The following is a 20,027-nucleotide window of genomic DNA, read 5'->3' as shown; positions in this document are numbered from 1 at the left end:
CTAGCGGATTGGCGAAAAAAGATCGGGGCCTAGCGAGGCCCCGATCGGTCATGCGCTTGTGGCCGGATCAGCCAATGCTCATCAAGCTGGCGTTGCCCCCCGCGGCTGCGGTGTTGACGCTCAGCGCTCGCTCGATTACCAGGCGTTCCAGGGCCACCGAGGTTTCCTGCTGGGACAACCCATGTACGCCGACGATCGCCCCGCTGCGCTGGGCGACCTGCTCGCAGACCCTGCGCAACTGGTCCGAATCGCCGTGGTGCAGTACCGCATTGAACGCCACTTCGTCCTTGTGCCAGTCGCCCACCAGCTTGATGCGCGCCTGCACTTCTTTCGGCAAGCGCCCGTGCAGCGCCCGGCTCTGCTCGTGGTCGGGCCAGACCGCGCGGCTGCCAACGGCCAGCACGGCGGCCAATTGGGTCAGCAGGTCCTGCTCCGCATCGGCCAGGCACAGCACGTGTTCGCGGGGCAGGATGGTGTAGCTGTTGCGCTCTCCGGTGGGCCCTGCCAATACGCGGCTGGTGCCGCTCTGGGACTCGCTGGCGAACTGCGCGCAGAGTTCGGCCAGCGCTGGCTGTTCATGGGTAGCCCAGCTCTGCAACGCCTTGAGCGGCTGCCCCATGGCATCGCGCAAGCGTGTGTCCGGCGCCTGCAGGGCGTCGCCGCGGGCCAGGGAATCGGCGATGGCGCCGCTCGGCCGGGTCGCCAGCAGGCGGTACAGATAAAGCGGGCCGCCTGCTTTAGGCCCGGTACCGGAGAGCCCTTCGCCGCCAAAGGGCTGCACCCCGACCACCGCGCCTACGATGTTGCGGTTGACGTAGACGTTGCCGGCATGGGCGTTATCGATGACCTTGGCGATGGTCTCGTCGATGCGCGTGTGCACACCCAGGGTCAGGCCGTAGCCTGAGGCATTGATTTGCCCGATCAACTGATCGAGTTGTTTGCGCTTGTAGCGAACCACGTGCAGTACCGGGCCGAAAATCTCCCGCTGCAGTTCATCGAAGCTCTCCAGCTCGATCAGCGTGGGCATCACGTAGGTGCCGCGCTGGCATTCGCTGGTGTCGGCGATAGCGACCTGATACACCGTGCGGCCTTTGTCGCGCATGGCCTGGATGTGCTGTTCGATGTTGGCTTTGGCCTCGGCGTCGATCACCGGGCCGATGTCGACGCTCAGCCGCTCGGGGTTACCCAGGCGAACTTCGGCCATGGCGCCTTTGAGCATTTCCAGCACCCGCTCGGCGCTGTCTTCCTGCACGCACAGCACGCGCAGGGCCGAGCAACGTTGGCCGGCGCTGTCGAAGGCCGAGGCGACCACATCGATGACCACTTGCTCGGTGAGGGCCGAGGAGTCGACGATCATGGCGTTCTGGCCGCCAGTCTCGGCGATCAGAGGGATCGGCCGGCCCTGGGCGTCCAGGCGCCCGGCGATATTGCGTTGTAACAGGCGGGCGACATCGGTGGAGCCGGTGAACATCACCCCTTTGATGCGTTCATCACCCACCAGGCGGGCGCCTACGGTTTCGCCACGCCCTGGCAGCAACTGCACCACACCGGGGGCGATGCCAGCCTCCAACAGCAGGCGCACTGCCTGGGCGGCGATTAGTGGGGTCTGCTCGGCGGGTTTGGCCAGTACCGGGTTGCCGGCCGCGAGGGCGGCGGCGACTTGCCCGGTGAAAATCGCCAGGGGGAAGTTCCACGGGCTGATGCAGGCTACGGGCCCCAACGGCCGATGGGCGTCATTGGTGAAATCGTTGCGCGCCTGCATCGCGTAGTAGCGCAGGAAATCCACGGCCTCGCGAACTTCGGCGATGGCGTTGGCGAAGGTCTTGCCGGCTTCGCGGGCCAGCAGGCCCATCAGGGGTTGGATCTGGCCTTCCATCAATTCGGCGGCGCGTTCCAAAATCGCAGCACGTTCGGCGGGCGGGGTGGCCTGCCAGATCGGTGCAGCGGTAAGGGCGCTAAGAATCGCCCCGTCGACGTCCTCGACCGTGGCTTCTTGAACGTGGCCGACGACGTCGCGCAGGTCTGCGGGGTTGAGTACCGGTCGGGCTTCCCCGCTGCTGGCTTGGCAGCCGAGCATTGGGCCTGCGGCCCAGGCGTTATGCGCAGTTGCCAGCAGCGCTGAAGACAGTGAGGCCAAGCGGTGCTCGTTGGCCAGGTCGATCCCCGCCGAGTTGGTGCGCTCGGCGCCGTAAAGGTCGCGGGGCAGGGGAATGCGCGGGTGTGGCAGGCCGAATTGGCCTTCCTGGGCTGCCATTCGTTCGATGCTCACCACCGGGTCGGCGACCAGCTCTTGAATCGAGATGGCTTGGTCGGCAATACGGTTGACAAACGAGGTGTTGGCGCCGTTTTCCAAGAGCCGGCGGACCAGATAGGCCAGCAACGTTTCATGGGTGCCAACCGGAGCATAGACCCGGCACGGCCGGTTCAACTTGCCCTCGGAGATCTTTCCCACCACCTGTTCGTACAACGGTTCGCCCATGCCGTGCAGGCACTGAAACTCGTACTGGCCAGGGTAATAGTTCTGCCCCGCCAGATGGTAGATCGCCGCCAAGGTATGGGCGTTATGGGTGGCGAATTGCGGGTAAATCGCTTCCGGCACCGAGAGCAGCTTGCGTGCGCAGGCAATGTAGGAGACGTCCGTGTACACCTTGCGCGTATAGACCGGGTAGCCTTCCAGGCCTTCGACCTGGGCGCGCTTGATCTCGCTGTCCCAATAGGCGCCCTTGACCAGGCGAATCATCAAGCGGTGACGGCTGCGGCGTGCCAGGTCGACCACGTAGTCGATGACATAGGGGCAGCGCTTCTGGTAGGCCTGAATGACAAAGCCGATCCCGTTCCAGCCGGCCAGTTGTGGCTCGAAGCACAGGCGCTCGAGCAGGTCGAGGGACAGCTCCAGGCGGTCGGCTTCCTCGGCGTCGATGTTCAAGCCGATGTCGTATTTTTTCGCCAGTACGGTCAGTGCCAGCAGGCGCGGGTACAGCTCGCTCATCACGCGTTCGTATTGCGCGCGGCTGTAGCGCGGGTGCAGGGCCGACAGCTTGATGGAGATGCCCGGGCCTTCATAGATGCCGCGGCCATGGGAGGCTTTGCCGATCGAGTGGATCGCCTGCTCGTAGGACGCCAGGTATTTTTGCGCGTCGTGTTCGGTCAGCGCCGCTTCGCCGAGCATGTCATAGGAGTAACGAAAGCCTTTGGCTTCAAAACGGGTGGCGTTGGCCAAGGCTTCGGCGATGGTTTCGCCGGTGACGAACTGCTCGCCCATCAAGCGCATGGCCATGTCGACGCCCTTGCGGATCATCGGCTCGCCGCTTTTGCCGATGATGCGGCTCAGGGAGGAGGAAAGGCCGGTTTCGTTGTGGGTCGAGACCAGCTTGCCGGTCAATAACAGCCCCCAAGTGGCGGCGTTGACGAACAGCGATGAGCTATTGCCCAGGTGCGGCTGCCAGTTGCCGGTGCTGATCTTGTCGCGGATCAACGCATCGCGGGTGCCTTTGTCGGGAATCCGCAACAGGGCTTCGGCCAGGCACATCAACGCGACGCCCTCATGGGACGACAGCGAAAACTCTTGCAGCAAGCCCTGCACGATACCCGCGCGGCCGCTGGCGTTTTTTTGGTTGCGCAGTTTTTCCGCAATGCTCGCCGCCAGGGTGTTCGCCGCACTGGCCATGGGGGCGGGCAGGCGCGCCTGCTCTAGCAGCATAGGCAGCACTTCGTGTTCGGGGCGCCGGTAGGCCCCGGTAATGGCCGCGCGCAAGACCGACTGCGGCTGGATGCTTTCCGCGAAATCGAGGAAGCACTGATGGCTAGGGTCTGGGGTGATCTCACCGGCTTCGTCGGCGGGGTTACCTGGCAGGCCATTGAGTTCGCTAAGCGTGGCGCCGGCCTCGAGCTTTTCCAGGTAATTGAAAATCGCCTGCTTGATCAGCCAGTGGGGCGTGCGGTCGATGGAGTGGGCGGCGGCCTTGAGTCGGTCGCGGGTGGGGTCGTCTAATTTGACCCCAAGGGTAGTGGTTGCCATGTCATGTCCTCATCAGGGCCGCCGGGGGGTGGCGATAGGCTGCGGCAAGGTTAGCCCTGTCAACTTCAAGGTGCAACCAGGTGCAACCTGATATTTTCCAAAAGTTTCCTGGCTTCTCGGAACACTCTGAAAGCTGGGTTGAATCTGCACATCTATAGTGCGGCTGCGCTCGGAAATCCAAGGGATGCTCCCGAAAGAAGCACTTTCTAGGCAATGCCAATTGTGTTGCAAAAGGTGCAACTAGCTTGCCAACTGGTTGCGCCCGGTTACAACTCGCGCATAGCATGCCCGCCCTCAATGCCCTGCATTGGCCCGCGCTGTTGTCTCTCGTGGACAGCCGCTTTGAATAATAAAACCTGCCAGGACACATGTTATGAGTGTCAGTACCCCTACCTTGATCACCTTTGTGGTCTACATTGCCGTTATGGTTCTTATTGGCTTGATTGCCTACCGATCAACCCGCAACCTTTCAGATTACATCTTGGGTGGCCGCGGCCTGGGCAGCGTCGTCACCGCGCTGTCCGCCGGTGCGTCCGACATGAGCGGCTGGCTGTTGATGGGCCTGCCGGGCGCGATCTACCTCTCCGGGTTGTCGGAAAGCTGGATTGCCATTGGCTTGATCATTGGCGCCTACCTGAACTGGCTGCTGGTAGCTGGGCGCTTGCGTGTGCAAACCGAACACAACGGCGATGCCCTGACCCTGCCGGACTACTTCACCCACCGTTTCGAAGACCGCAGCGGGCTGCTGCGGGTGATCTCAGCCGTGGTCATTCTGGTGTTCTTCACCATCTACTGCGCATCGGGGATCGTCGCAGGGGCGCGGCTGTTCGAGAGTACCTTTGGTATGAGCTACGAAACGGCGCTGTGGGCAGGCGCGGCCGCGACCATCGCCTACACCTGCATCGGCGGTTTTCTAGCCGTTAGCTGGACCGATACCGTGCAGGCCTCGCTGATGATCTTCGCGCTGATCCTCACGCCCATCGTGGTCATGCTGGCCACCGGTGGCGTCGATACCACCTTCCTCGCCATCGAGGCGCAGAACCCCAGCAACTTCGACATGCTGCGCGGTACCACCTTCGTCGGCATCGTGTCGCTGCTGGGTTGGGGCCTGGGCTATTTCGGCCAGCCGCATATCCTGGCTCGCTTTATGGCGGCCGATTCGGTCAAGTCGATTGCCAAGGCCCGGCGCATCTCCATGGCCTGGATGATCCTGTGCCTGGCGGGCACAGTGGCTGTAGGCTTTTTCGGCATTGCCTACTTCGCCGCGCACCCCGAGGTGGCGGCGCCAGTGACGGAAAACCCGGAGCGGGTGTTTATCGAGCTGGCGCGGATTCTGTTCAATCCATGGGTGGCAGGTGTGTTGTTGTCGGCCATTCTGGCGGCCGTCATGAGTACCCTCAGTTGCCAGCTGCTGGTGTGCTCCAGCGCCTTGACCGAAGATTTCTACAAGGCGGTGCTGCGCAAGGGCGCGTCTCAGGTGGAGTTGGTCTGGGTCGGCCGCCTGATGGTGTTGCTGGTGGCGTTGGTGGCTATTTGGCTGGCGGCTAACCCGGAAAACCGTGTGCTGGGGCTGGTCAGCTATGCCTGGGCAGGCTTTGGTGCCGCTTTTGGGCCGGTGGTGCTGATTTCGGTGCTCTGGAAAGGGATGACCCGCAACGGTGCATTGGCAGGGATCCTGGTCGGCGCCGCCACGGTATTGATCTGGAAACAGCTGAATCTGTTTGGATTGTACGAAATCATCCCCGGCTTTATCTTCGCCAGCCTGGCGATCGTCCTGTTCAGCAGCCTGGGCAAAGGCCCGTCGGCGACCATGCTGGCACGGTTCAAAGCCGCCGAGCAGGCTTTCAATAGCGGTAAATGATCGACGGCAGGCCCGCTGCCTTTGGCGGCCGGGCCTGCTCAGGTTAAACTCCGCGGTCTTGCAGGAGTTGCCATGAATTATCGTCACGCCTTCCATGCCGGCAACCACGCCGACGTGTTCAAACATATCGTCCTGACCCGCTTGCTTGCCCTAATGGCGCGCAAGGAGCAGCCTTTCGCCTACTTGGATACCCATGCTGGGCTTGGGCTCTACGACTTGCGTGGCGACCAGGCCAGCCGGACCGGCGAATGGCTTGAGGGCGTGGCGCGCCTGTGGGGGCGTGATGACCTGCCGCCGCTGACCGCCGATTACCTGCGGATTTTGCACAAGATGAACCCGGACGGTGAGCTGCGCTATTACCCTGGCTCGCCGGAACTGGCGCGCCGCCTAGTCCGCCAGCAAGACCGCGTTCTGCTCAATGAGAAGCACCCAGAAGACGGTCGTCTGCTCAAAGAAAATATGGGCAAAGACCCGCGCGTGGCCGTGCATTTGGGCGAGGGCTGGTTCGTCCCGCGGGCGCTTCTGCCGGTGCAGGAAAAACGCGCCGTAATGCTTATTGACCCGCCCTTCGAGCAGTTGGATGAGATGCAGCGGTGTGCCAAGGCCTTGAAAGAAACCATCGGCCGGATGCGCCAGACGGTCGCCGCCATCTGGTACCCAATTAAAGACCCCCGGGTGCTCAAGCGCTTTTATCAGGATCTGGCCGGTAGCGGTGCGCCGAAGCTACTGCGCGTCGAGCTGCTGATTCACCCGCTGGACACGCCGCAAAGCCTTAACGGTTCCGGGCTAGCGATCGCCAACCCGCCGTGGGGTCTGGAAGAGGAGTTGCGTGAGCTGCTGCCGTGGTTGGCGCAGACCTTGGGCCAGACCCGTGGCGGCTGGACATTGGACTGGTTGATCGCCGAATAGGCCAGGCGGATTGCCCGCTTGGCCCCTGGCTTCTATCAGGCAGGTAAGCAGACCCCGGTTCCGCCTAGGCCGCAGTAGCCTTCCGGGTTCTTCGCCAGGTACTGCTGGTGGTACGCCTCAGCGTAGTAAAAGGTCGGCGCCATGGCGATTTCGGTGGTGATCGAGCCATGGTTGGCTTTGTCCAGCTCGGCCTGGAACAGCTCTTTGCTGGCCAATGCCGCATGCAGCTGCTGCTCATCGGTGCAGTAGATGGCCGAGCGGTATTGCGTGCCGCGGTCGTTACCCTGGCGCATGCCCTGGGTCGGGTTGTGCGCCTCCCAGAACACTTTAAGCAGCGCCTCGTAGGACGTTACCTGGGGGTCGAAGACCACCAACACCACTTCGCTATGGCCGGTCAGGCCCGAGCAGGTTTCTTCATAGGTCGGGTTCGGGGTGCTGCCACCGGCATAGCCGACGGCCGTGCTCCACACGCCCGGTTGCTGCCAGAGACGGCGTTCCGCCCCCCAGAAGCAGCCCATACCGAAAATAGCGGTTTGCATGCCCTGCGGGAAAGGCCCGACCAACGGGTTGCCGTTGACAAAATGTTCGCTGGGCACCGAGATAGGGGTGTCGCGGCCCGGCAGTGCTTGCTGGGCGGTAGGGAGTTCGTTTTTGTTCACTAGAATTTCCGAGCGCAGAACCATCAGCCTATTCCTCCGTCAGGTAGGCGCAACATAAAGCGTTGCCTGTAGCTATAGACTCATAGTGTGCCCGAGTGTTGCGCGGCTGTCAGGCCACTGGTCTGCGCGGGTAGCGCTGCAGCCGCTCGATTAGCTCGTTGCCAGGGATGGGACGGTCGAACAGGTAGCCCTGGCCGACGTCGCAACGCTGGCGGCGTAGGAACGACAACTGGGCGGCCGTCTCGATGCCTTCGGCGACCACTTCCAGCTTGAGGTTGTGGGCCATGGCGATCACCGCCGAGGTGATTTCCATGTCGTCCTGGTTATCGGGGATCTCATGGATAAAGCTGCGGTCGATTTTGATGACATCGATGGGGAATTTTTTCAAGTAGCTGAGTGAAGAATAGCCAGTGCCGAAATCATCCATCGCCAGGGTCAGGCCAAGGCTTTTGAGCTGTTCCAACTGCTGGTGGGTGTCGTCGGTGGCTTCCAGCAACAGGCCTTCGGTGAGTTCGAGCTCCAACAGCGGTGCCGCGAGTTTCTCTTCGTTAAGGATGGTGGCAATCGACGATACCAGGTCGGGGTCGGAAAACTGCTTGGGCGAGAGGTTGATTGCCACTTGCAACGGCCCCAGCCCCGAAGCGGTCAGCTGCTTGCTCATCCGGCAGGCCTGGCGAGCCACCCATTTGCCGATCGGAATGATCAGGCCCGTCTCTTCGGCAACGCTAATGAATTGGTCTGGGCGAATCATGCCTCTTTCAGGATGGTTCCAGCGCAGCAGCGCTTCCATGCCCAACAGGCGACCAGAGCGCAGGCACAGCTTGGGCTGGTAGAAAACCTCCAACTCGTTCTGGGTCAGGGCCCGGCGCAGGTTGTTCTCCACGAACAACTTGTAGCTGGCTTCGGCATTGAGGGCTTCGGTAAACACCTGAACCTGATGCTTGCCGTTGGCTTTGGCCTTGTGCAGGGCCAGGCCGGCGTTCTTCATGAGGGTTTGCGGATCGCGCCCATGCAGTGGCGCGCAGGCCAAGCCGACCGAGCCGGTGACGTTGATCAACTGATTGTCGACAAACATCGGTTTATCGAGGGTCTTGAGCACTTGCACGGCGATGCGTTGGCCGGCTTCCAAGTCGGTGTCATCGAGCAACACGGCGAATTCGTTGCTGGCGAAGCGGGCCAGGCTGCCGCTGGGGTTCAAGCTGTTGCGCAGGCGCCGTGCCAGGCTGACCAGCAGTTTGTCGCCGGTCTGGTGGCCCAAGCTGTCGTTGATGCGCTTGAAGTTGTCGATGTCCACCAGCAGCAGGCTGATGGGGCTGTCGCTGCCGCGGGCAAAGCTTTCATCGAGGTTGCGAATGAACGCGGGGCGATTGCCCAGGCTGGTCAGGTTATCGGTGTAGGCCAGCCGTTCGATGCGTTGTTGCGCTAGCTTGCTTTGGGTGATGTCTTCGTAAATACCGATGTAATGGGTCAGCTCGCGATTGTCGCCATAGACCTTGGAGATCGACAACTGCCCCCAGTAGGGCTCGAGGTTTTTGCGCCGGCTTTTGAATTCGCCCTGCCAACTGTTGCTGTTGGCGAGGCTGCCGGGGGCGTCGAACAGAATTTCGCTGAGGTTTTCCAGCGCTGGCAGTTCCGCGAGCAAATGCCCGTGGACTTCCTCAGTGCTGTACTGAGTGATGGCGGTAAAGCTGGGGTTGACGTACTCGACCACGCCATTGCAGTTGACCAATAAAAACGCGTTGGCGCTTTGCTCTACGGCGCGCTGGAACAGGTGCAGCGCGCTGGTGGCTGCGCGGCGGTTCTGGTTGTTGATCACTTGAGCGAATTGGTCGGCCAGCTCGCCGGCGAAGGCGACTTCATCGGACTGCCAGGGGCGGGCGGCGCCGTGCTGTTCGAGGCACAGCACACCCACCACTTGGCCATCAACGCGAATACTGGCATCGAGAATCGAGCCAATGTCGCGGGCTCGGAAACCTTCGGCCAGCTCGTGGGTACGGGGGTCTTCGCTGACATTGCTGGCATCGATAGCACGGCTGCTATGCAGGGCGGCCAGGTAGTCCGGGTAACGGCTGACATCGACCGCTTGGGGCAGGCGGTGCTCTTGGCTGGCGGCGTAGAACGCGGTCACCGGCTGCAGGTGCTGTTCTTCAAGCCGCCACAGGCTCGCGCAATCGATTGCGTAAATGTCACAAGCATTGCGTGTGATCAGCTCGGCAGCCTCCAGCAGCGGGTTGCTGGTGCTGTAGCGCTGGCGCGCCAGGTTCAGGATCAGGCTTTGTTGAGCGCGGACACGGTCCAGATGCTGCAATTGTTCTTGCTGGGCATTCTGGTTGAGTTCGAGGGCAATCTGTAGGCGGCTGTTGCGGTCTTCCAGCTCGGCGGCTGATAGCTCGACAGTGTCGAGGGCTTCATCGACCAGCAGGTAGCCGCGGAGTAATTGTCGATGATGCTGGCGATAGGGTTCGCCCATTTCTACTACACTGACGGTACCGTCGCCGGTATGTACGTTGTAGCGCACCCGGTAATGGGATTTTTCGGCCAGTTGCGCCTGAATAATATCGTGCAGCCGGTAGCGCGCCTCGGGTTCCATCAGGCTTGCGTAAGGCGAGCCCAGCAGCGCGCAGAGCTCACCGGCGGGCAGGCCGAATTGGCGCTCGCAGGCGGGGTCGAGGAACAATAGCGCCCAGCTGGCGTCGTTCAGCCGCTCGAAACGCAGCATGCCGAGCCGCGAAGGCACGGGTAACTGCGTAACTACCTCGGCCGTCATACGGCTGGCAGCATCGGGCTGGCTTTTCATTGAGAGCTCGCTTAAAGAGTGCTGATCGCGCACGATAAAACACCCGGATCACTGGCGCGTGCGGCAAGGTTGCATCATGCGGCTCGGGCTGACAAGCAATAGAGTGGCCCCGTGCCTGTATGTTGTCGGCCGAAGAGGAATTTTCTTCAGTTCAATGCACGAAAAAGCTGCGCTAGCGGCTGTTTCGTGCATTTTGCGTTCAGTCGAGCTGAATGTCAGTGCCTTGAATAATGGTGCCCTCGCGGTCGTAGAAACACACGCTCAGGTTGTCGCGTTCGATGGTCACCCTGGCGAAGTTGTCTTTGTTGATTACCCTACTGCTCAGTTTCGGCGTGTACTCGTCGTTGCCGATCCGGGTCAGTGGCTGGTCAAGGATGAAATCATCTTCCTTGGCGTGGGGCATCGGGATGCAGTGCAAGGGGGACGACACGATAGTGTGCACTATGAAATCCTTGCTGCTGGAATGGCGCAGTTCGCAGGTCATCGAGGCGTGTACATCGCCCGTCACGAAAATCACATTGCGAATGCGGTTACAGCGAATATGTTCGAGCAGGCGGTTGCGCTGGGCGTAAAACGCTTTCCAGGAATCGTCCTGATCATTTTTGAGGTCGGGGTAGAGCATGACCGAGGTCACCACAAACTTGACCCGCGCCTTACTGGTTTCAAGCCACTGCAGCAATGCTTGCTCCTGGGCAGAGTCGATCATCAAGCGGTTGTCCGGGCGCAGGTCGCGCTGGGTTCGAGCGTCGATGACAAACCATTCCACATCACCGTCGGCAAACTGATACCAATAGCGATCCACCTGGCGCTCGACCTCTTGGCCGTTCACGTTGGGGATCGGGCTGTGGCTGACTTGGTAGATCTCGTACGCCTTCAACGCATTGGCCAGTTTGGCTGCTTTGGCCTCGCTGCGCCGGGCCGGCCAGTTGTCCTCGATTTCGTGGTCATCGAGGATCATATAGTTCGGGTTATTGGCCAGTAATTCGCGGATATAGGGCTGGCCAAAAGCCAATTGATGCTTGGTCAGAAACTGGTGCAGCTCAGTGTCCGGCAGAGCCGCGTTGGTTTGGTCGGCATAGATCTGGTCGCCCACCATGACCACGGCGTCGATGGGCGCTTGCTGGTCGTTGATGGCTTTAAAGATAGCGTCGCTTTTCTTGGCCTCTACGGCCACGCCTTTGACCACCGGCAGGTAGCGACACGAGCCAATGATGTAGCTGCGCTTGGCCCCCGGCTTACCGCTGGGGGTGCGTAGGCGGAAGGTTTCTGCGGACCAGTCGAGACCCCGCAGGTCGAACTCGGCCAGCGCGGCGGGGCTGTCCAGGGTGAACCAGCCGGCCTGGTACTGGTACTCGGCCCCTGCCTGAAGGTTGCCGAGCGCTATGACGGCGGTAAAGTCGTGCTCAACCGACAGCGCGACGCAGTGGGCGGGCGACCAGTCGGCTTGGTCTTTGCGCCGGTAGCGCACGGCAGCGATGCCGGCCTGAGGCGCACAGTCGTTACCGCGCAGCATGATCCGCGCTTGTTGTGTGGTGGTATGGCCGAGGATAGGGCCTACGGTTGGAGGCTGCAGTTTCATCTTCGATTCCTTTCGAATTCATTGGGCGCGCCCGTTAAGGCACGGCGTTGAATTATTCAGAAGCGAAGGGGCTGGCAGGGTCCGGTAGCGGTCCAGGCAGGGGTAGGCAAGCCGAGTTTTTCAGGTGGGCAGCGCCACAGGCAAAAAAAACCCCGCCATGATGGCGGGGTTGAGGTACGAGCGTGGCAGCTCGAAAACCAGTTACAACAGCATGGTGCGGATATCGGTCAGCAGGTCGCCCAGGCGCTTGGTGAAGCGCGCCGCAGCGGCCCCGTTGATCACCCGGTGATCGTAGGACAACGACAGCGGCAGCATCAGCTTGGGCTGGAAGGCTTTACCATCCCAGACTGGCTGAATGGTCGCTTTCGATACCCCAAGGATCGCCACTTCCGGCGCGTTGACGATCGGCGTGAAGCCGGTGCCGCCAATATGACCCAGGCTGGAAATGGTGAAGCAGGCGCCTTGCATATCGTCGGCTGAGAGCTTTTTGGTCCGGGCTTTTTCAGCCAGGGCCGCCGCCTCGCCAGCCAGTTGCAGCAAGCTTTTCTGATCGACGTTCTTGATCACCGGTACCAGCAGGCCATCAGGGGTATCTACGGCAAAGCCGACGTTGACGTACTTCTTGCGGATGATCGCCTTACCGCTCGGCGCCAGAGACGCGTTGAAGTCCGGCAGCTCCTTGAGCAGGTGCGCACAGGCCTTGAGCAGCAGCGGCAGTACGGTCAGTTTGACCCCGGCTTTCTCGGCAGCGGCTTTCTGCGCAACGCGGAAGGCTTCTAGCTCGGTAATGTCGGCCTGGTCGAACTGGGTGACGTGGGGCACGTTCAGCCAGCTGCGGTGCAGGTTGGTGGCGCCGGCCTGCATCAAGCGGGTCATGGGCACTTCTTCGATTTCGCCGAAACGGCTGAAATCGACCACCGGGATAGGCGGTATGCCAGCCCCACCCGTAGCGCCGGCGGCGGCCGCCGGGGCAGCCTTGGCCTTTTGCATCATAGCCTTGACGTAAACCTGCACGTCTTCTTTGAGGATGCGCCCGTGTGGACCGGTCGGGCCCACAGCCGACAGCTCGACGCCGAATTCGCGGGCCAGCTGACGCACGGCAGGGCCGGCATGAACCTTGGCGCCCGATGCGGCGGCAGGAGCGGCCGCTGGTGCTTCGGCTTTAGCGGCCGCAGCTGGGGCTGCGCTTTCGGCTTTGGCTGGCGCGGGCGTAGAGGCCGCTGCTGGGGCTGGCGCAGGGGCTGCACCGGCCACCTTGAGCTTGAGGATCAGGTCACCGGTGCCGACTTCGTCGTCCAGCTTGACGCTAACGCTTTCGACCACGCCTTCAGCAGGAGAAGGAATCTCCATACTGGCTTTGTCGGACTCCAGGGTGATCAGCGACTGATCGGCCGTGACTTTGTCGCCCGCCTTGACCAGCACTTCGATGATCTTGGCCTTGCCCGCCGAACCGATATCAGGCACATGGATGTCCTGCACGCTATCGCCAGCCGGTGCAGCCGCTGGGGCTGGGCTTTCGGCTTTGGCAGGTTCAGCGGCGGCTGGCGCTGCTGGCGCTGCGGCCTGGGCTGGGGCCTGGGCTGGGGCGGCGCCTTGCACGGTCAGCTTGAGGATCAGATCGCCGGTGCCGACTTCGTCGTTCAGGCTAACGCTGATGCTTTCCACCACGCCGGCGGCGGGAGAGGGGATCTCCATGCTGGCTTTGTCGGACTCCAGGGTGATCAGCGACTGATCAGCCTCAACGGTGTCGCCCACCTTCACCGAAATCTCGATGATCTGCGCTTTGCCCGACGAGCCGATGTCCGGCACATGGATGTCCTGGCTCGACGCTGCCGCAGCAGGAGCTGCAGCCGGGGCTGCGGCGGGCGCGGCCTCGGCTTTCTCTTCCAGCTTGGGTTCAGCGGCCGGGGCAGGCGCCGCTGGTGCCTCGGCGGCACCCTCGACTTCCAGTTCCAGCACGTCGTCGCCTTCTTTCAGGCGGTCGCCCAGCTTGACCTTGATGCTTTTGACGACGCCAGCCTTGGGGGCTGGAATCTCCATGCTGGCTTTGTCTGACTCCAACGTCACCAGGCTCTGTTCAGCCTCGATGCGGTCGCCAACCTTGACCAGCACTTCAATGACTTCCCCTTCACCGCTGCCGATGTCAGGTACGCGAATAAGTTCGCTCACAAAAATTCTCCTCAGCAGTCCAGTGGGTTGCGTTTCTCGGGGTCGATGCCGAACTTGGCAATGGCCTCAGCCACCACTTTAGGTTCGATATCGCCACGGTCGGCCAACGCTTCCAGGGCAGCCAAGACCACGAAGTGGCGGTCGACTTCAAAGAATTGACGCAGCTTGCGGCGGCTGTCGCTGCGACCGAAGCCATCGGTGCCCAGGACTTTGAATTCCTTGCTTGGAACCCACTGGCGGATCTGCTCGGCGAACAGCTTCATGTAGTCGGTAGACGCGATCACCGGGCCTTTACGGCCGGCGAGGCACTGCTCGACATAGCTTTGCTCAGGCTTCTGGCCCGGGTGCAGACGGTTGCTGCGCTCTACGGCCAGGCCGTCGCGGCGCAGTTCGTTGAAGCTGGTCACGCTCCATACGTCGGAGCCGATGTTGAACTGCTCGCGCAGGATCTTCGCGGCTTCGCGCACTTCACGCAGAATCGTACCGGAGCCGAGCAACTGGACGTGGTGCGACGCTTCCTTGGTGTCTTCTTCGAGCAGGTACATGCCCTTGATGATGCCTTCCTCGGCGCCGGCCGGCAGGGCAGGCTGGGTGTAGGCTTCGTTCATCACGGTGATGTAGTAGAAAACGTCTTCCTGCAGCTCGGTCATCTTGCGCATGCCGTCCTGGATGATCACCGCCAGCTCATAGCCGTAGGTTGGATCATAGGTGCGGCAGTTCGGGATGGTCGCTGCCAGCAGGTGGCTGTGACCGTCTTCGTGCTGCAGACCTTCGCCGTTGAGGGTCGTACGCCCGGCGGTGCCGCCGATCAGGAAACCACGGGTGCGGCTGTCGCCAGCGGCCCAGGCCAAATCGCCGATACGCTGGAAGCCGAACATCGAGTAGAAGATGTAGAACGGCAGCATCGGCTGGTTGTGGTTGCTGTACGAGGTACCGGCCGCGATGAACGAGGACATGGCGCCAGCTTCGTTGATGCCTTCTTCGAGGATCTGGCCCTTTTTGTCTTCGCGGTAGAACATCACTTGGTCTTTATCGACCGGCTCGTAGAGCTGGCCGACCGACGAGTAGATGCCCAGTTGGCGGAACATGCCTTCCATACCGAAGGTACGCGCTTCGTCCGGGATGATCGGGACGATGCGTTGGCCGATTTCTTTGTCTTTGACCAGTTGCGAGAGGATCCGCACGAACGCCATGGTCGTGGAGATTTCGCGGTCGCCCGAGCCGTCGAGGATCGCTTTGAGGGTCTCCAGTGGCGGGGTCGGGATGCTAAAGCTCTTGGCCCGACGCTGCGGCACGAAACCACCCAGGGCGGCGCGGCGCTCGCTCAGGTAGCGTGCTTCGGCGCTGCCTTCTTCAGGCTTGAAGAACGGCAGGCTTTCGAGGTCTTGGTCTTTGACCGGGATGTCGAAGCGGTCGCGGAATTTGCGCAGGCTGTCGACGTCGACCTTCTTGGTGTTGTGCGCGGTGTTCTTGGCTTCGCCAGCACCGGTGCCGTAACCCTTGATGGTCTTGGCCAGGATGACCGTCGGCTGCTCTTTGTGGTTGACCGCCTGATGGTAGGCCGCATAGACCTTGTATGGGTCGTGGCCACCGCGGTTGAGCTTCCAGATCTCGTCGTCGGACAGGTCGGCGACCATGGCCTTGAGTTCTGGCGAGTTGAAGAAGTGCTCGCGTACGAAAGCGCCGTCTTTGGCTTTGTAGTTCTGGTACTCGCCGTCGATGACTTCGTCCATACGACGTTGCAGGATACCGTCGACGTCTTTGGCCAGCAGTGGGTCCCAGAAGCGGCCCCAGACGACTTTGTTGACGTTCCAGCCGCCGCCACGGAACACGCCTTCGAGTTCCTGGATGATCTTGGCATTACCGCGCACCGGGCCGTCGAGGCGCTGCAGGTTGCAGTTAATGACGAAGATCAGGTTGTCCAGTTTCTCGCGGCCAGCCAGGGAGATCGCGCCCAGGGATTCCGGCTCGTCGCACTCGCCGTCGCCCATGAAACACCAGATTTTTTGCTTGCCGGCAGGGATATAACCGCGGCTCTCCATGTACTTCATGAAGCGCGCCTGGTAGATCGCCTGGATCGGGCCCAGACCCATGGAAACGGTCGGGAACTGCCAGAAGTCAGGCATCAGCCAAGGGTGCGGGTACGACGACAAGCCTTTGCCATCGACTTCCTGGCGGAAGTTATTCATTTGCTCTTCGCTGATCCGGCCTTCCATGAAGGCGCGGGCGTAGACGCCGGGCGAGGCATGGCCCTGGAAGTAGATCAGGTCGCCGCCGTGCTCTTCAGTCGGGGCCTGGAAGAAGTAGTTGAAGCCGATGTCATACAAGGTCGCACTGGAGGCGAAGCTGGAGATATGGCCGCCCAGGTCGGAGTCCTTCAGGTTGGTACGCACGACCATGGCCAGTGCGTTCCAGCGAACCAACGAGCGAATGCGGCGTTCCATGAACAGGTCGCCAGGCATGCGTGCTTCGTGGCCGACCGGGATGGTGTTCCGATACGGCGTATTGATGGCGTAAGGAAGCTTTGAGCCACTACGGGTGGCCAGTTCGCCCATACGGGTCATCAGGTAGTGAGCGCGGTCTTCGCCTTCTTTGTCGAGAACCGACTCCAGGGCGTCCAGCCATTCCTGGGTTTCGACGGGATCGAGGTCTTGCATGGCTTGCTCCAGGGCGGAAAGGCTTCCAGAATCGAAGCCTGAGTTTGCGACTGGCCTTGTGGGCAGACGGTATTGAATTCTTGGATTACCGGTGGGATCTACCGGCGGCGTGTAGTTTTACTACAAATCATTGACCATTTCATGTTTTTGCAAAAAGGGCGCGGTGGTAAACCGACGGGTTGAGGGGGGGCTACCCCCCGATGGCTTGTGGCATAGATCGGTACCATGGGTTGAAAAACATTACTGAAAGGCTTTTTCGCGATGATAACTGCCAATAATTACATTTTTTTAGCTATTTATAACTTTTGTATGACAGTCCAACCGTCTCGCCGCCTTTCATCGTACCTATCAGCCGCCGCCTGTATGCCGCTCAAGGATAGACCATGAACCGCCCTGCGCTGGTCGATTTACCCCCGACGCTCGAACCGTTGGTCCCCCGCCATCGGGATTCATGGCAGAACGCTGTGGCCCAGGCGCAGCAGCAGGCGCGCTTAGCCTGTTGGGACGCGCCGCGTTGGGGGCAGTTCGATCGGGTCTGCGCCGCCAGCGATTTCGTATTGCAACAAAGTTTGCAGGATCCATCGATGCTGCTCGACCTGGTCGCCAGCGGCGAGCTCGACCGGCCTTTCCTGGCGGGGGAGCTGTGTGCGCAAATCGCCCAGGCTGCCGGCGCTGCCCAGACCGAGGACGAACTTGGCCACCAGTTGCGGCGCCAGCGCACCCGCCAGCAGGTGCGCATCATCTGGCGTGACCTGGCGCGCCTGGCCGATTTGATCGAAACCTGCCGCGACCTCTCCGACATGGCCGACGCCAGTATCGACCAGGCCTACCGTTGGCTTTACCCCCGGCATTGCCAGCAGTTGGGTACGCCCATCGGCCAGCACAGCGGTGAGCCGCAGCAGATGGTTGTGTTAGGCATGGGCAAGCTGGGCGCGATGGAACTGAACCTGTCTTCGGACATCGACCTGATCTTCGCGTACCCCGAGGGTGGCGAAACCACCGGGGTCAAACGGCCGCTGGATAACCAGGCGTTTTTCATCCGCCTCGGCCAGCGCCTGATCAAGGCGCTGGACCCGATCACCGTGGACGGTTTTGTGTTTCGCGTCGACATGCGCCTGCGCCCCTATGGGTCAGCGGGGGCGTTGGTTTTGAGCTTCAATGCGCTGGAACAGTATTACCAGGACCAAGGGCGCGACTGGGAGCGCTATGCCATGATCAAGGCGCGGGTGGTTGCCGGCGATCAGGGCGCGGGCGATGCGCTGCTGGGCATGCTCAGGCCGTTCGTCTACCGGCGCTACCTGGACTTTTCCGCCATCGAAGCCCTGCGCAGCATGAAGTTGCTGATCCAGCAGGAAGTCCGCCGCAAGGGCATGGCCGAGAACATCAAGCTCGGCTCCGGGGGCATCCGTGAGGTCGAGTTCATTGCTCAGGCATTTCAGCTGATCCATGGCGGGCGCGACCTGAGCCTGCAACAGCGGTCGCTGTTTGCGGTGCTCGCCACCCTGGAGGGGCAGGGCTACTTGCCCGGCGCGGTGGTCAGCGAGTTACGCGATGGCTATGCGTTCCTGCGCTATACCGAGCATGCGATCCAGGCGTTGGCTGATCGCCAGACGCAGATGCTCCCCGACGACCCGCTGGACCGGGCACGCATCGCCTTTATGCTGGGTTTTCCCGATTGGGTGGCGTTCCACCAGCAGCTTATGCAGTGGCGCGAGCGCATTGCCTGGCATTTCGCCCAAGTGATCGCCGACCCTGACGACGAGTCAGGGGAGGCCAGTGCCGTGTGCGTCGGCGGCGAATGGTTGCCGCTGTGTGATGAAGAGCAAAACGAAGAGGCGGCCTGCCGCCAGTTGCAAGAGGCAGGCTTTGCCGATGCGCCCAGGGCCCTCAAGCTGTTGGCCGACTTACGCGCAAGTTCCGCGTTGCGCGCCATGCAGCGCCTTGGCCGCGAGCGCCTGGACGCCTTTATACCCAGGCTGCTGGCGCAAGCGGTGGAGCACGCCGACCCGGACCTGGTGCTCGAGCGTGTGCTGCCGTTGGTCGAGGCCGTGGCCCGGCGCTCGGCGTATTTGGTACTGCTCACGGAAAACCCCGACGCCTTGCGCCGCCTGTTGACCTTGTGCGCCGCTAGCCCCTGGATTGCCGAGCAAATCACCCGCTTCCCGCTGTTGCTGGATGAACTGCTCAACGAAGGGCGGCTGTTCAACCCGCCGCTGGCGCCGGAGTTGACCGCCGAACTGCAAGAGCGGCTGCTGCGTATTCCCGAAGACGACCTCGAACAGCAGATGGAAGCTTTGCGCCATTTCAAGCTGGCGCACAACTTGCGGGTGGCGGCTTCAGAGATCAACGGCAGCCTGCCTCTGATGAAAGTCAGCGACTACCTGACCTGGCTGGCCGAGGCCATTCTGCAGCAGGTACTGGCGCTCGCCTGGCGCCAGATGGTCGCCCGGCATGGGGTGCCCGAGGGGAGCAATGGCAAGCGCTGTGACCCCGGGTTCATCATTGTGGGGTATGGCAAGGTGGGCGGTATCGAGCTGGGCCATGGTTCCGACCTGGACCTGGTGTTTATCCATGACGGCGCCGCCGACGTGGAAACCGATGGCCCCAAGCCGATCGACAGCGCGCAGTTTTTCACCCGCCTGGGGCAGCGCATCATTCACTTGCTGACCGCCCAGACCAACTCGGGGCAACTCTACGAAGTGGACATGCGCTTGCGCCCGTCCGGCGCGTCGGGGCTGCTGGTCAGCACCCTGGCGGCGTTTTCCCGCTACCAGGCAAACGAAGCCTGGACCTGGGAGCATCAAGCGCTGGTGCGCGCCAGGGTGTTGGTCGGCTGCCCATTGGTGAGTGCCGGTTTCGAGGCGGTCCGCGCCCAAGTGTTGTCCCGCGAGCGCGACCTGCAGCGCCTGCGCGCGGAGGTCAGCGAAATGCGCGGCAAGATGCGCGATAACCTCGGAACCCGCGCCACAGCGGCCGGGACCGCGGCAAATGCGTTCGATCCGCAGGCCTCGTTTGACCTCAAGCAGGATGCCGGAGGTATCGTCGATATTGAATTTATGGTGCAATACGCGGCCCTGGCGTGGTCCGGGGAGTACCCGGCTTTACTGCGTTACACCGACAACATCCGCATCCTGGAAGGCCTGGAGCAGGCTGGTCTGATGTCCGCTGAGGATGCCGGGGTGCTGCGTGAAGCTTACAAAGCCTACCGTTCTGCGGCGCACCGCCAGGCCTTGCAAAAGCAGGCCGGGGTGATCGCCGGCGATCAGTTCATGCTTGAGCGGCAGGCCGTCAGGCGAATCTGGGTGCAGTTAGGGTTGAGTTAACGGCCCTGAATCGGCCCCTTGCGACGGGTCATCGCGGTATTCGATGGATTGTTCT

Annotated in this window: 9 protein-coding genes; 3 read left to right on the top strand and 6 right to left on the bottom strand. The window is 61.8% G+C overall.

Going from position 1 to position 20,027, the window contains the following annotated elements:
• Nucleotides 1–67: 67 nt before the first annotated feature.
• Entirely contained in the window at nt 68–4,018 is a 3,951-nt protein-coding gene (gene putA / locus QCL65_RS23690) for a trifunctional transcriptional regulator/proline dehydrogenase/L-glutamate gamma-semialdehyde dehydrogenase (RefSeq protein WP_407313211.1), read from the bottom strand.
• 373 nt (nt 4,019–4,391) lie between these two features.
• On the opposite strand from putA, the gene putP reads away from it, so the two are divergent.
• Together putP and QCL65_RS23680 are read left to right on the top strand one after the other, a co-directional pair.
• Nucleotides 4,392–5,879 carry a sodium/proline symporter PutP gene (gene putP / locus QCL65_RS23685; protein ID WP_407313209.1) on the top strand — a complete coding sequence of 496 codons (1,488 nt, stop codon included), beginning with the start codon at nt 4,392–4,394 and terminating at the stop codon, nt 5,877–5,879.
• Between the two features lie 72 nt (nt 5,880–5,951).
• Complete coding sequence (locus tag QCL65_RS23680; RefSeq protein WP_407313207.1) at nt 5,952–6,788, top strand: 23S rRNA (adenine(2030)-N(6))-methyltransferase RlmJ; 837 nt, start codon at nt 5,952–5,954, stop codon at nt 6,786–6,788.
• Nucleotides 6,789–6,823: 35 nt separating this feature from the next.
• Here QCL65_RS23680 and msrA read toward each other — a convergent pair whose 3' ends face one another.
• From msrA to aceE, 5 genes are all read right to left on the bottom strand, one after another.
• Nucleotides 6,824–7,471: a peptide-methionine (S)-S-oxide reductase MsrA gene (msrA, locus tag QCL65_RS23675; RefSeq protein ID WP_407313204.1), complete on the bottom strand. Its 648-nt coding sequence runs from the start codon at nt 7,469–7,471 to the stop codon at nt 6,824–6,826.
• Between the two features lie 85 nt (nt 7,472–7,556).
• On the bottom strand, nt 7,557–10,244 hold the full coding sequence (locus QCL65_RS23670; protein ID WP_407313202.1) for an EAL domain-containing protein: 2,688 nt from the start codon (nt 10,242–10,244) through the stop codon (nt 7,557–7,559).
• A 199-nt stretch (nt 10,245–10,443) separates the two neighbouring features.
• Nucleotides 10,444–11,823: an alkaline phosphatase D family protein gene (locus QCL65_RS23665; protein ID WP_407313200.1), complete on the bottom strand. Its 1,380-nt coding sequence runs from the start codon at nt 11,821–11,823 to the stop codon at nt 10,444–10,446.
• 201 nt (nt 11,824–12,024) lie between these two features.
• Nucleotides 12,025–13,992, bottom strand: coding sequence for a dihydrolipoyllysine-residue acetyltransferase (aceF, locus tag QCL65_RS23660; protein ID WP_407313198.1), 1,968 nt, complete (start codon nt 13,990–13,992; stop codon nt 12,025–12,027).
• Nucleotides 13,993–14,003: 11 nt separating this feature from the next.
• Entirely contained in the window at nt 14,004–16,649 is a 2,646-nt protein-coding gene (gene aceE / locus QCL65_RS23655) for a pyruvate dehydrogenase (acetyl-transferring), homodimeric type (protein WP_407313196.1), read from the bottom strand.
• 383 nt (nt 16,650–17,032) lie between these two features.
• On the opposite strand from aceE, the gene glnE reads away from it, so the two are divergent.
• Nucleotides 17,033–19,972 (top strand): bifunctional [glutamate--ammonia ligase]-adenylyl-L-tyrosine phosphorylase/[glutamate--ammonia-ligase] adenylyltransferase, encoded by a 2,940-nt coding sequence (gene glnE / locus QCL65_RS23650; protein ID WP_407313194.1) that lies wholly within the window; start codon nt 17,033–17,035, stop codon nt 19,970–19,972.
• The last annotated feature ends 55 nt before the right edge of the window (nt 19,973–20,027 follow it).

The sequence above is a fragment of the Pseudomonas sp. nanlin1 genome (assembly GCF_045571515.1).
Lineage (GTDB): Bacteria > Pseudomonadota > Gammaproteobacteria > Pseudomonadales > Pseudomonadaceae > Aquipseudomonas.
This window is presented reverse-complemented; position numbering and strand designations above follow the sequence as displayed.